This is a genomic window from Schwartzia succinivorans DSM 10502, assembly GCF_900129225.1.
In the GTDB taxonomy this organism is placed as follows: domain Bacteria; phylum Bacillota; class Negativicutes; order Selenomonadales; family Selenomonadaceae; genus Schwartzia; species Schwartzia succinivorans.
In genome coordinates this window covers 136,027-149,462 of sequence record NZ_FQUG01000006.1, presented here as the reverse complement: position 1 = coordinate 149,462, position 13,436 = coordinate 136,027, and the positions used below count along the sequence as shown (strand labels likewise).

Annotated in this window: 9 protein-coding genes; 2 read left to right on the top strand and 7 right to left on the bottom strand. The window is 49.5% G+C overall.

Annotated features, from left to right (window positions below; genetic code table 11):
- Positions 1-278 precede the first annotated feature (278 nt).
- The 5 genes from BUA83_RS08745 to trkA form a co-directional block, all read right to left on the bottom strand.
- Positions 279-1,586 carry an SH3 domain-containing protein gene (locus BUA83_RS08745; RefSeq protein WP_072935856.1) on the bottom strand — a complete coding sequence of 436 codons (1,308 nt, stop codon included), beginning with the start codon at positions 1,584-1,586 and terminating at the stop codon, positions 279-281.
- A gap of 82 nt (positions 1,587-1,668) precedes the next feature.
- Positions 1,669-2,277, bottom strand: a complete 609-nt coding sequence (locus BUA83_RS08740; RefSeq protein ID WP_072935855.1) for an RNA polymerase sigma factor — start codon at positions 2,275-2,277, stop codon at positions 1,669-1,671.
- A gap of 1,831 nt (positions 2,278-4,108) precedes the next feature.
- Positions 4,109-5,566 carry a TrkH family potassium uptake protein gene (locus tag BUA83_RS08735; RefSeq protein WP_072935854.1) on the bottom strand — a complete coding sequence of 486 codons (1,458 nt, stop codon included), beginning with the start codon at positions 5,564-5,566 and terminating at the stop codon, positions 4,109-4,111.
- A gap of 15 nt (positions 5,567-5,581) precedes the next feature.
- Entirely contained in the window at positions 5,582-7,027 is a 1,446-nt protein-coding gene (locus BUA83_RS08730) for a TrkH family potassium uptake protein (RefSeq protein WP_072935853.1), read from the bottom strand.
- Between the two features lie 6 nt (positions 7,028-7,033).
- Positions 7,034-8,380, bottom strand: a complete 1,347-nt coding sequence (gene trkA / locus BUA83_RS08725; RefSeq protein ID WP_072935852.1) for a Trk system potassium transporter TrkA — start codon at positions 8,378-8,380, stop codon at positions 7,034-7,036.
- A gap of 259 nt (positions 8,381-8,639) precedes the next feature.
- Between trkA and BUA83_RS08720 the strand changes: the two genes are divergently transcribed.
- Positions 8,640-9,653, top strand: coding sequence for an amidohydrolase family protein (locus tag BUA83_RS08720; RefSeq protein WP_072935851.1), 1,014 nt, complete (start codon positions 8,640-8,642; stop codon positions 9,651-9,653).
- A 64-nt stretch (positions 9,654-9,717) separates the two neighbouring features.
- Here the strand turns inward: BUA83_RS08720 and cysK are convergent, their stop codons facing one another.
- Together cysK and BUA83_RS08710 are read right to left on the bottom strand one after the other, a co-directional pair.
- The gene (gene cysK, locus BUA83_RS08715; protein ID WP_072935850.1) at positions 9,718-10,650 is read right to left on the bottom strand and encodes a cysteine synthase A; all 933 of its coding nucleotides are present in this window, start codon (positions 10,648-10,650) and stop codon (positions 9,718-9,720) included.
- 322 nt (positions 10,651-10,972) lie between these two features.
- Positions 10,973-11,917, bottom strand: coding sequence for an AEC family transporter (locus BUA83_RS08710; protein WP_072935849.1), 945 nt, complete (start codon positions 11,915-11,917; stop codon positions 10,973-10,975).
- A gap of 185 nt (positions 11,918-12,102) precedes the next feature.
- Here BUA83_RS08710 and BUA83_RS08705 point away from each other — a divergent pair, with 185 nt between their 5' ends.
- Entirely contained in the window at positions 12,103-13,368 is a 1,266-nt protein-coding gene (locus BUA83_RS08705; RefSeq protein WP_072935848.1) for a phosphatidylserine decarboxylase, read from the top strand.
- The last annotated feature ends 68 nt before the right edge of the window (positions 13,369-13,436 follow it).

Genomic DNA, 13,436 nt, shown 5'->3' with positions numbered 1-13,436 from the left:
GGAGACGGAGTGTGCAGCCTGCCACGAGAGTAACGCCGCGGCTTCCTCGAGCGACGAAGGAGCGGTTAGAGGGGGGCCATGGGGGACTCCCCCATGTGGGGAAGCCAGAAGGGGCAAAGCCCCGTCTGAAACTAGTACTAAAGCTGAAACGAACATAGAGCACATAGAACTAAACTTGGACAATAGAATAAATTTTTATACAGCATTTAAGCTAGTCGGATATATTTCAAAACCATAAAAAACAGGAATGACCTTTTCGGTCACTCCTGTTTTCATTTTCACGGTATCATCGTTCCCACACTCGTAATCCTCTTGCAAAACGTCCTTCCGTCATCTCCCAGAAGCGCAAGACTGGAAAGAAGTACTCTGCAGGGGTACTGCATCTCTGTTCCGTTCAGTCCGCTTGCTCCACACTGGTAGAGTGCCTGAAGCACCATCGGTTTTCCTTCATGTGTTGTTCCGAGAAGCACCGAGACCTGTCCCGGCTGGAAAAGCAGGCTTCCCGGCATTGCGGAGGCAATTACGGAGTTTCTTTCATCTTCAGTAAGTATAGGCGGCAGCTCCACCCGATGGCTCATGGCGAGCTCCTGTCGGGCACTGTCTCTTGGCAGCTCTATTCCTACCGTCCGATATACATCTGCCACCAATGCCGAGCTGTCCACACTGTTATCCAGTCCGCCCCAGCCGTACGCGTCGCCCAGGAATCGGAAGGACTGACGGATGATGTTATTTGTTGTGTAGGAAAGCCATCCTTCATGGAAAATTTTCACATCATGTGGTACGGATACGCGCTTTTCCACCAGCCGTCCCGACACATCTGCTGTGGGCACGGATATCTTCCATGTCTGCCACGCGTGGTCAATGAGCGGAATGCGGCTTCCCATCTGAAATATTTCTTTTCTTCCGCCAACATCTACCATCGCAAGGTTCGCAGTGACTACGAGAAATCTCGACGGCGCGGCGTAGTTCATCCATGTTCCACGGTCAGTAAAGGCAATGTCGTCCTTCGATACCCAGCCGCGGTAGTTTCGCATCTGCACGAAGCAGAATTTCTTGTCGTCGCTGTCCATGAGTACTGCCAAAGGCTCTGCAGGGTCAACAGCCGTTCCCTGCAGACGGTCTTCCTTCCGAACGCCTGAAGCATCAACCCATGCCGTAGCCGTCGGAAGAAATCTGAGGTTTGCCCTTGTCACCGTCACAGCGTACCGCACGGGTACGACCGCAGGAACATCCTCAAGATTTCTGAGTGCAAGGAGCTCATCCACGTCCTCAGAGGTAAGACGGCTCACTGCTCCGCCCTTTCCAAGCTCAGAAAGTCCATCGGCAGATGGAGTTGCTTCCTTTATGTATGTGGAAACAACATCACCTGACAGTTCATCGGGATATGCTGAAAAATCAACGGAGAGCGTATCCTTTTCGCGGAGGGCTTCATTCATCAGCCTGATTTCATCACGACCTGCCACCTCTACATCTCCAAGGGAGCCTGCCCGCGCTTCCCAGTAGGATACCTCCATCATTGATGCTGCCTGTGCCCCTGTCGGGAAAAGCATACATAGACAAAGGAGCAAAAAACCTATCTGTTTCATCAAATCCATCCTCCCCGATATACGCAGACAATCCTCCCTGCTTGTGTGCTGCGTTATCGTTAGCATTTCTGTAACACGGATATTACATTAAAACTTCGTGCAGAAACATACGGTATTTTTCCTGTTTTTCTCCTGTGCTGTTTTTGACAGCCCAGCGGAGAATCTCAAGGCTCTGGGAATATGTCCCGGATTCAGGGTTGAGCGGCAGCACTCCGTTTACAAGGTCATCGGCAACCCTGAGGCGCACACGGTTCAGTATTTTCTGTACAGTGGACGGGCTCATGTGCATTTCCTTTGCTATTTGCCGGATAGGTTTTCCTTCATATATGTGAGCGACAAAAATTTCCTGTCCTTCCTCGGCATCCTTGTACCGTGCAGGACGTCCCGGAGAACGTGCCAGCTGGCTCTGTGCCGCGCGGATGATAAGCTCAATGCCCTCGCGGTCAATGGTATTCTCGCGGTAGATTTCACTGTAGCCCTTCTCAGGATCTGCTGCCGTGTCATCTATAAGCTTCCATGTTTCTCCCTCTACAGCCAGCACAAGAAGGTGTCCCTTTTCTCGGTTCAGATTCAGAAGATATACATCATCCACGTCTACGATTTTGCGTGCAAGACGTTTGCGGGCGCCTGTGTTGATGGCCGAAAGTGAAAGCCGTCCGACAGTCAGCTTGTGTTCTCCCGTAATTATCATTCGTATCGCCTCCGTTATTGTTACGATAACTAAAGTATAACAGAAAAGGGCTGGAGCTTCCAGCCTTGATGTTAATGAAATTGTAAAAAGGGGATATTTTTCAAAATATTACATGATGATTTTAGACATGTCATAGCCAAAGACAGTATGCGACGGGGCGTCGCCCCTTCGCCCTTCCCCACCGCAGGAACTACGTTCCCGCCGGACACTCTCCTCCTAACGCTTCGCTTTTTTCCTTTTCCCGCGGCCAACTCTACTCTATGGCTAAATTGCACGTCGCCCGCGAATTTACTGTCGTGGCAGAGCCAATTTGTGGCTGGCTTTACATAGGAGTAAATGCGTACGTCAAAACTAAATGTTTACATAGAAAACGTACAGCTTTACATAGCATTAAGTACTTTAGATATACCATAAGCCTACCACTAATCAGCTTCACCAATACAGTAACGACGCGGGCGACGTAGTGTGCAGCTTGCCACGAGAGTAACGCCGCGGGTTCCCCGAGCCGTCAGGCGGTTAAAGGGGGCCATGGGGGTCTCCCCCCATGTGGGGAAGTCAGAAGGGACAAAGCCTCGTCTGAAATAAAGTGTTAAAGCTGATACGAACATAAATTATATGGATGTAAATTTGGACAACCGAATATATTTGTACATATGATATAAAAACCTGAGGATATATTTTTCAACTTGACAAGATACTCCCAGAATATTTTGTTGCTAAATAATCGTATGCGACGGGGCGTCGCCCCTTCGCTCTTCCCCACCGCAGGAACTACGTTCCCGCTAAGTTGACATGCCCCCGGCATGTCAACACCCTCCTCAAACGCTTCGCTTTTTTCCTTTTCCCGCGGTGTGGCTTATTCACTCCCTCCGTCACGCTACGCGTGCCACCTCCCTCATGGAGGGAGGCCGTTATGCACGTCGCCCGCGATTTTACTGTCGTGGTAAGGCCAGTTTGTGGCTGGCTTTACATAGAAGTAAATGCGTATGTCATAACTAAATATTTCCATAGAAAACGTGTAGCTTTACATAAAATTAAATGCCTTAGGAGTATCTAGACTTTACCGCTAATCAGCTTCAGTAATACAGTAACGACGCGGGAGACGGAGTGTGCAGCTTACCAAGAGTGTATAGCCGCGGGTTCCTTGAGCCGTCAGGCGGTTAAAGGGTGTTGATATGCCAGTGGCATATCAACTTACGGGGGTCTCCCACCGTGTCTTCTTTAAGGAGAAGTTTGTGGCTTAACGAAATATGAAAATATCGGATTTATTTTATGGAAATCAGATAAATATCTTTAGCCTTCGCTACATCACTCCCTCCGTCACGCCTACGGCGTGCCACCTCCCTCTGAGAGGGAGGCAGTTAAAAGCCCCCTCCGGGAGGGTGTCAACATGCCGGTGGCATGTTGGCTTGCAGCCGAAGGCTGTCGGGGGGGAGCAAGCGCGACAGAGCTAGCCCCGTCTGAAACTAGTACTAAAACTGAAACGAGTGTAAATTTTTTACTGAAGTATAACGCCTACCACTAATCAGCTTCGGTAATACAGTATAGACGCGGGCGACGGAGTATGCAGCTTGCCACGAGAGTAACGCCGCGGCTTCCTCGAGCCGTCAGGCGGTTAAAGGGTGTTGATATGCCAGTGGCATATCAACTTACGGGGGTCTCCCACCGTGTGGGGAAGTCAGAAGGGGCAAAGCCCCGTCTGAAACAAAGTTAAAGCTAAAACCAAGCGTAATACACAAAAAGAAGGTTTGTCATAGACAAACCTTCTTTTTCTCCAATAAACGAAAATATCGCTGCGCCGAGCGGCCGCTGACACAGCATGGCGTAAAAATCACCATGCCTTGTGCCATCTCCAAAACTCCGGCTGCAGCAGCGCCAGTACCGTGAATATCTCAAGACGTCCAAGGAACATTGCAAAGCATGCCACTGCTTTTGAAAATGGCGGCAAAAGCGCGTATGTACTCGTCGCGCCCGCGATACCGAAGCCCGGTCCTACGCTTCCCATTGTAGATACGGCAACACTGACCGCGTCTATCATGGATATTCCGTCGAGTATCATTGCAAAGGCAAAGAGTACCGTGAGCATGACATAGATGAAGAAGTGCCGCGCGATTCCGTATAGAACATCGGGAGGCACTATGTTTCCGTTCATGCGGACGTGAGCCACTATTTGCGGATGAAGCTTCTGCCACGCGGCAGCCTTTACCATTTTCATCAGCACCACAAGACGCATTACTTTGAGTCCGCCTGCTGTCGAGCCTCCGCAGCCGCCAACGAACATCAGAAGAAGCAGCACGGATTTTGAAAATGAGGGCCAAAGGTCAAAGTCGTCGGACACGTAGCCTGTAGTGGAAAAGAGCGCTGCAACCTGAAAGGCGGAGCAGCGAAGGGAATGGGTAAAGTTAAAGCCCATTTCCGTCACAAGGTCAATCGTCACAATTATCGTAGCAATTACGAAAACAGCTAGAAATACCTTGAATTCCGTATTTTTCAGTATCACATGTCCGCCATGGCGCCATGCCATAACATACATGCCGAAGCTGCCGCTGGATATTACCATGAAAAAGACTGCCCACGCCTCGAGAAGGGAGCTGTTATAGTATATGAAGCTTTCACCGTGGGTCGAGAAGCCTCCTGTCGCTATGGTGGTGAGAGCGTGGTTGACTCCGTCATAGGGCGTCATGCCACAGACTATATACACTATCCCGCACACCACTGTAAAGGTCAGGTATATTTTGAAAAGTGCCGCCGCGTTGTCCTTTATCCGTGGAAGCTGGCGTTCCTTGGTCGGGCCCGTGGATTCCGCCTGCATCATGTAGACGGCGCCGCGTCCGAACTGGGGCAGAAGCGCCATGAATATGACGATGATTCCGAGACCTCCCACCCAGTTTGTGAGGCTTCGCCAAAGTAAAAGGCTTCTGGGCAGATGGTCGAGAACGTCCATGACCGTCGCGCCCGTACCTGAGAGTCCCGACACGGATTCCGTTATGCTGTCGAGAAGCCCCAGCCAACCGCCGTAAAGATACGGCTGCATTGACAGAACGGATACCATCATCCAGCCAAGGGTTGTGATGGCAATTCCTTCCCTGAGGGTAAAATCCCTGTCCGGCTTGTGTCCTTTCTGACGAAGTGCGCCGCCAAGAAGAAGGCTTACAAATGATGCATAGAAAAATACTCCTGCGGCATCTCCCTCAGCCGCATATACCGCATAGGCAAGAGGTATCATCATCGCCGCGCTCACACAGTATGAAAGCGCGCCCAGTACCTCTGCTACAATCCAAAAGTCCATTGAAGCACGCCCCCCTTACCATCGATTTTCCTGACGGCGCGAGGTTCCGGAGACCAATAGCAGGACTCCGAATATCTGAAGCCGTCCAAGAAGCATAAAGAAGCAGCAGCCCAGCTTTGTCCAGCCGGGCAGGTCTATAAGTGTCTCGTGTCCGTAGAGTCCTGACGCGGTGCCGACACTGGAAAGCATACCGACTGCCATTCCGGCTGCCTCAGGCATTGTAATATCCGCTATCGTCAGGAAAAGGATGAACACGTAGAAGGTGGCCAGAAACAGGAAGAAATAGGAAAGCACGCGCAGAACGCCCAGCCTTGAAACATGCTGCTCTCCCACACGGATATCCGCAACCATGTGGGGATGCAGGGTTCGTTCTGCCTCTGAAAGTGCCATTTTGAAAAGAATCAGGAAACGCTTGACCTTCAGTCCGCCGGTGGATGACCCTATACAGCCGCCGACGAATACAAGAAGCAGCAGAACGAAGCGGTCGAAGTCAGGCCAGTCCTCCACAGGAGCCGCAATAAAGCCGCTGGTAGATGCAAAGGAAACAACGGCAAAAAGGGAATACCTGAGGCTTTCAGAAATACTGTCATAGGTGCCCGTCCAGTTCAGATGCCATGCCACAATCAATGTGAACACGGCAACCATGAGAAGAAATACCCGAAGCTCCACGTCGGAGAAAAATTCCTTAAAGGAACGGTGATGCACCGCCTGCCAAAGCATAAGAAAGTTCGTGCTGGCTATGAGCATGGCAATAATCGCCGCCATCTCAAGGGCGACGCTGTTCCTCACTATAAAGCCCATCTGCTGGCTTCCGCCGTTGGTGGAAAGGGTGAGCATTGCCGCCAGCAGGGAGTCAATAGGGCCAAGATCCGCAATGTAATAAAGAAGCGTTGTGAAGGCTGTCATGGCAAGGTACACCATCGCTGCCTGTCCTGCCATACGGCGCATACGCCCCAGCACAGGGCTGAACATGAGATTCTGCTCCCTTGATATGGTGAGTCCGAAGCCCCCCACCACCTGAGGCAGTATCGTGACCAGTATCATGACAAAGCAAAGCCCGCCCAGCCAGCTTATGATACCTCCCCAAAAGCGCAGGGAATACGGACTGTCCTGGGAAAAGAAGGTAATTCCCGTAGTGGTGAGATTTGATACGCTTTCAAAAAACGAATCCACCAGTGAAAGGTTTCCAGACAGAAGATATGGAAGCATACCGCAGACCGCAAGCACGGCGGAGCCTCCGAACATAAAGGCCGCTCCCTCCATGACATTCATGCGGTCGGGGTGCTCTTTTCCTATATGAAGAAACAGCTCTCCTGCGCACATGACGATAATCGCGGACGCAAAAAAGGCCGGCATCTCTGCTGTCTTTTTCACCACTGTATATACCAGTGGAATCAGCATAGATATTCCGGCCAGAATTGTCGTCTGACCCAGAAGATATGAAATCAGCCGGATACTCATGAACGCTTAACCTCTCTTGAAATACGACATGACCTTCTGCGAAAACTTCGGCTGAATGAAGAGCACGGCGCGGTCCCCGGGCATCAGCACCGAGTTACCGTTAGGGATAAATGCCTCTCCGTTTCTGACGTAAGCGCAGACGAGACATTCCTTCGGTACACGGACTTCCTTCAGCGGACGTCCCGCCACAAGGGATTTTTCCTGTACGATGACCTCCACCGCCTCAGCCTGTGCGCCCTCAAGAAGAGACACGGATACGACACCGCCGCGGCGTACAAACGCAAGCACCTCGCTGGCTGCAAGGAGTCTCGCTGAAATAACTATGTCGATACCGACCTTCTCCATAAGGTCGTTGTATTCGCTTCTCGCAACGCGCACTACTGTCTCGCGGGCACCAAGATGCTTCGCCAGAAGTGCCATCATCATGTTCAGCTTGTCATCCTGGGTAAGGCAGACAACCACATCAGCCGCGCTTACGGATTCCTCGTTCAAAAGGTCGATATTCGTTCCGTCACCCAGTATTGAAATACCGTTGTTCTTGAGGCGCTCCGCCGCAAGCTGCGAACGTTCCCGGTCCTTGTCTATAATCTTTACATTTACACCCTGCCTGTCAAGCATGGTGGCAAGGGAGCGGCCTGTGCGGCCCGCGCCGATTATGAGAACGCGCTCCAGCTTGTGGGCCTCACGGCGTACGAAGTTTTTGCTGAAGGCCTCAATATCCTTTGTGCTTCCGATGAAATACGCGTTGTCCATGGGCATAAGGCAGTCATCACCGTGAGGAATAATCATCCGATGGTCGCGGAATATCATGCCTGCGAGAATGGACGGCGGCATATTCAGCTTTTTGAACGGCACGCCTACGTATTTGGAGTCGGCCTTTACCTTTGTCTCGAAAAGACGCACCTTGCCGTCCGCAAAATCCTCTACGTTGAGAGCAGCAGGTGTCATGAGAATGCGGTTGATTTCACGGGCAGCTATGTATTCAGGCATCAGAAGAAGGTCAATGTTGAACATTCTCTTTATCTCGTCCTTTGAACGCTCAATAAAGAGAAGGTCGCTGATACGGGCGACAGTATGGCGTATACCTGCTTTCTTTGCCAGCATGCAGCTGACCATGTTCGTCTCATCGCTTGCCGTAACCGCTATAAGAACATCCGCCTTTTTTACGTCCATATCCTGCATCGTCTGCGGATGGGAGCCGTTCGCCATGATGGTGAGCACGTCCAGGCGGTTTTTTGCCTCCTCCAGACGCGTCGCGTCACGGTCAATCAAAACGACCTCATACTGTTCGCGGGACAAAAGCTCGGAAATGCTGTAGCCCAGCTTTCCTGCACCCACAACGACGATTCTCACAATTCTTCACTCCCTGTTTCCTTCGATACATGATAATAACTCATACTCTATTCCGTACATGATAATAAATCATACTCTATTCCATGCGAAAATGCTACTGTTTTTCGTGCAGAACACGAAATGTCACGTCTGTATGTTCTAAAATCTGTCCAAAAAAGAAGCTGCCTCGTCATAATTCCTTTTTACACGGTAGAAATCATTTTACAATCAAAGAATAATATTCTATTATTATAAAAAGGTTATCATTGGAGGGGATATTATGAAAATCATTGACTGCGAATTCCACTACTACTTACCTGAAATGATGGACTATCTTTCCACACGAAAGGAGGCAATGCGATACTATCCGGAAACTAAAGTCCTGGAGGTGCGGGATAAGGTTTTTGCCCGCTTTGACGGTGTAACAAATGAATATCCTGTTATTGATGAATTATTGAATTTTGGCGCAGAAAGAGTTGCCGTTATGGATAAAAACGGTATTGATGTAAGCGTTCTGTCTTCCTCTCCGGCTCTGGAAGAGCTGCCGAAGGGACAAGCGGTTGCGTTTGCGAAGAAGTCTAATGACGCAGTTGCTGAAATAATGAAAAAATACCCCGGCCGTTTCCTTGGCGCCGCAGTTTTGCCAACTCCTTATGTTGATGAAGCAATCAAAGAGCTTGAACGCTGTATAAATGAATTAGGGTTTGAATATTGGCATACACATTCCAACTATAAGACTGAACACTTATATGAGGAAAAATATCTTCCTCTGCTTGCCAAGACTGAAGAGCTGGGCTGCGCGGTTTATGTTCATCCGCAGGCATCCGATGACGCAGATATGAAAAATATGGGTTACGTGTATTCTTCCCCGGGACTCGGTTTTGGCCTGGACGCCATGAAAACTTCATTAAGACTCATATTAAACGGGACATTTGATAAATTCCCGAAATTAAGAATGATTCTTGGTCATCTGGGTGAATACTTCCCGTTTATATTGGAAAGAGTTGATAACCGCTTTGAATGGATCAGGGATGATGAAGTAAAAATGAAGCATTCCGTTTCGTATTACTTCAAGAACAAAAATGTTGTTGTAACAACAAGCGGTAATATGTCCAAGCTTGCTTTTGAATGCACAAAGAAGGCTCTCGGTATTGACAGCATTATTTTTGCTTCGGATTATCCTTATGAATGCTTGTCTGCTATGATGAAATATATGGATTCTCTGGAATTGACCGACGAAGAAAAAGAAAAGGTATTCCACCTGAATGCCGAGAAGTATATTTTAAGGAAATAAGACTTTGCCTCAATTATTCCAATAAAAAATCCCGACACGAAAAACGTGCCGGGATTTTTTCTGCTCAGTCAGCGAAAAGCTCTGTTGAGAGATAGCGGTCTCCTGTATCCGGAAGAAGAACCACGATATTTTTTCCTTTGTTCTCGGGACGGCCTGCTGCCTGCACTGCGGCTGCCAGAGCTGCTCCCGAGGATATACCCACAAGAACACCCTCTGTCCTGGAGAACTCACGGCCATAACGGAAGGCATCCTCGTTGGCAACAGGGATAACCTCGTCGTACACCGACGTATCCAGTGTATCAGGAACAAACCCTGCGCCGATACCCTGAATCTTGTGCGCTCCGGCCTTGCCCTCGGAAAGCACCGGGGAGGATGCAGGCTCTACGGCAATCACCTTGACCTCAGGCTTTCTTTCCTTAATATACGAGCCGACTCCCGTAAGAGTACCGCCTGTGCCTACACCTGCGATGAATACGTCCACATTGCCGTCTGTGTCCTCCCAGATTTCCGGTCCTGTGGAGCCCTTATGTGCCGCGGGATTTACAGGGTTCGTGAACTGCGACGGAATAAATGAATGGGGTGTCTTCTTCGCAAGCTCGTCAGCCTTTTCGATTGCGCCCTTCATTCCCTTGGCTCCGTCGGTCAGAACAATCTCCGCGCCATAGGCCTTCAAAAGATTTCTGCGCTCCACACTCATCGTCTCAGGCATCGTGAGTATTGCGCGGTAGCCGCGGGCCGCGGCAAAGCTTGCAAGTCCGATACCTGTGTTGCCGCTGGTAGGCTCGATGATGACGGAGTCCTTCGTGAGAATTCCCTTTTTCTCCGCGTCCTCAATCATAGCCTTTGCGATGCGGTCCTTTACACTGCCTGCCGGATTGAAATACTCCAGCTTAACAAGAATGTTCGCCTCAAGCTTGTTTGCCTTGATGAAGTTGTTTGCCTGAAGCAGCGGTGTATGCCCAATCAATTCCGTAATACTTTGATAGATTTTTCCCATGCTTCTCTGCCTCCTGAAAAAATACATAACATAGTTGATTGCTATGTTTATATAGTAATGGTTATTTCATACTTTGTCAATAGGGTTTATTTTAATTTGCATATTTTCATAAATATGCAAAACAATACAATATCTGGTGTCGGAAATTTTTCACCGGGAATATCATGTATTTTTCCACAGTTATCCCCAATTTTATTCACAAAACAGCCGTTCTCTGTGCATAACTGTGGATAACCTGCCCGAAAATACGAAAAACCTTTCAAGTTATCCACACAGTATCGTGGATATCCCGAAGGGTTTTAGCTTAAATTCTCATAGATATTCAAAGAACGCCAAGAGTGTGGAAAAGAACAATCCACCCGAAAAGTGTAAGGCAGGAAAGAGCGGTGGTAAACACGACACAGTTCCCGGCGAGCTCCGCGTCGCTGTCCATCTGCTGCGCCATGGCAAAGCCTGCTACCGCGCAGGGTGACGCAAAGATTCCGATGAGAGTGGCAAACTCCACGCCGCGGAAGCCCAAGAGGGCTGCCGACGACAGCACCACTCCCGGTATGATAATAAGACGGCTCACAACGCAGGTAACGAGCTGCTTCATGTGGTCAGCTGTACTGCCGAGATGAAAGGACGCCCCCAGAATGATGAGGGCGATAGGACTCGTGGCTGCGGTGACCTGTCTGAGGGGCTTCATCACGATTTCCGGCACAGGGATTCCAATGATAAGAAACAATGCTCCGACGATTGCTCCCTGTATCATGGGATTTTTGAAAACGTTCCTCATGAGAGTAAGGGGCGCGACCTTTCCTCCCCGGAATATTTCAAGAGTCATGACACCCAGGACATTGTATATGGGCACAACAACAGCAACCATCATGGTTGTTACAGCGATATTTTCCTCGCCGAAAAGATTCGCTATTAAGGGAATGCCCAAAAGGACAAAATTGCTTCTGTATATCGCCTGTATCATGGCGCCGCGGCGTTTGTCCGATGGCTCAAAGCGCGGCACAAGCAGAAAGGGCACAATGTAGATAACGGCAAGGGAGCATAAGGCAAAGGCGATGAGCCTCGGCTGAAAGGTCTGACGGATATTAGTCGTGTAGGTGCTGTAAAAAAGCATGATAAAGAAGAATATCTGAAATACCATGCCGTTTACCCGTTTCAGCTCCTCATCCGTCAAAAGATGACGGGCGCGTATGACAAGTCCGATGCCTATGAGAACAAACACAGGGGCAACAGCCTGAAACGCAATCTGAAAGCCCGAAAAATCCATATAAGCCCCTCCTTCCCTTCTAATATACTGCCCCCGATGAAGTTTTTCCATAAAAAAATATTAAATTCAGCTGCGGCAGAGTTATTTGCAGGCAAAAAACATTTTACAGATAATTGACAATATTCTCTATTTCAGTCAAAATTTAAGTACAAAAATCTTTTTATAATGACAAAGGGGGAGTTTTTATGAGAAGAAAGCTTTCTGCTCTGCTGCTCGGCTTTTTGCTCGTGGTCTTCAGTCTAAGTGTTCAGGCGGCATCCGCCCCGTATACGCCCCACTCGAAGCCCGCCATCGCAATGATGAATTGTCTGGAATCCGACCCGGAGCTTATGGTTTTGATGGAAAAATCCATCGCAAAGGCGAAGGAAATCAATCCGGACCGCAATACGAATCCGGTTCAGAGCGTTCAGGAGCTTTATCCGTTTCTGGACTGGGCTGCTACATGTATGCCGTGGAACGTTCTGAAGGATGCTTCCTACCCCACGCTTTATAGCCATATTGACCAGAGCGTGGACTACATCTGGTTCCTTTTTGACCAGCCTCTGGAGGAGCTGGAAGGGCACGGATATTATTATCCTACCCTTCAATACCATGAGCCCCTCGCTTCATGGCTCCGTGAATATTCCATTGAATGGGGAAAATATCTTTCAACGAAGGAAAGCTGGAACGACAGCTATTATCAGAAGATAAAACAGGACCCCTCCATGAACATGCAGCACGGATGGTATGCAGAGGAAAACGTATGGGTCAGCTTTAACGACTGGTTTGCCCGTCATCTGATTGACCCGTCTGTCCGTCCGATTGCAAAATCCGAGGTGGTTTCTCCTGCGGATGCCCAGCCACAGGGAATCTGGAAAATCGACAATGAAGGCAACCTGGTGCAAAAAGAAGGCGTTGCCATCAAGTCCGCAACCTTTAATTCCGTTGCCCAGCTCCTGGGCCCGGGCTCTGCTTACGCCGACGCGTTTAAGGGCGGCACGCTGACACATACCTTCCTTGATGTAAACGACTATCACCGCTATCACTTCCCTGTCAGCGGAAAAATTGTTGAACTTCGGAAAATTCCTGCCGTCAACGGTGCCGGCGGCATCACCGTATGGGATCCCAAGAGCTCCCGTTATGTTCTCGAGGATACCATCCCCGGATGGCAGATGCTCGAAACCCGCGACTGCGTTGTGGTTGAAACTGAAAAATACGGACTTGTCGCTATTCTCCCCATCGGCATGTCGCAGATATGCTCCTGCAACTGGGAAAAAGACCTTGCTGTGGGCAAAGTCGTCAAGAAGGGCGACCCCATGGGATACTTCCTCTTCGGAGGCAGCGATATCGTAATGGTATTCCAGTCCTGCGTGGATGTATCTTTGGTTTGTCCGCCGGGAAAAGCAGCGGGAACCTTCAAGCATCTCCTCATGGGTGAGGCATACGCAAAGCTGACCCCTGTTAAACGCTGAATATACTAAATACTAAACACTGAATAGCAAAAGGCTTCCGCACTTCATGGCGCGGAAGCCTTTTCTTT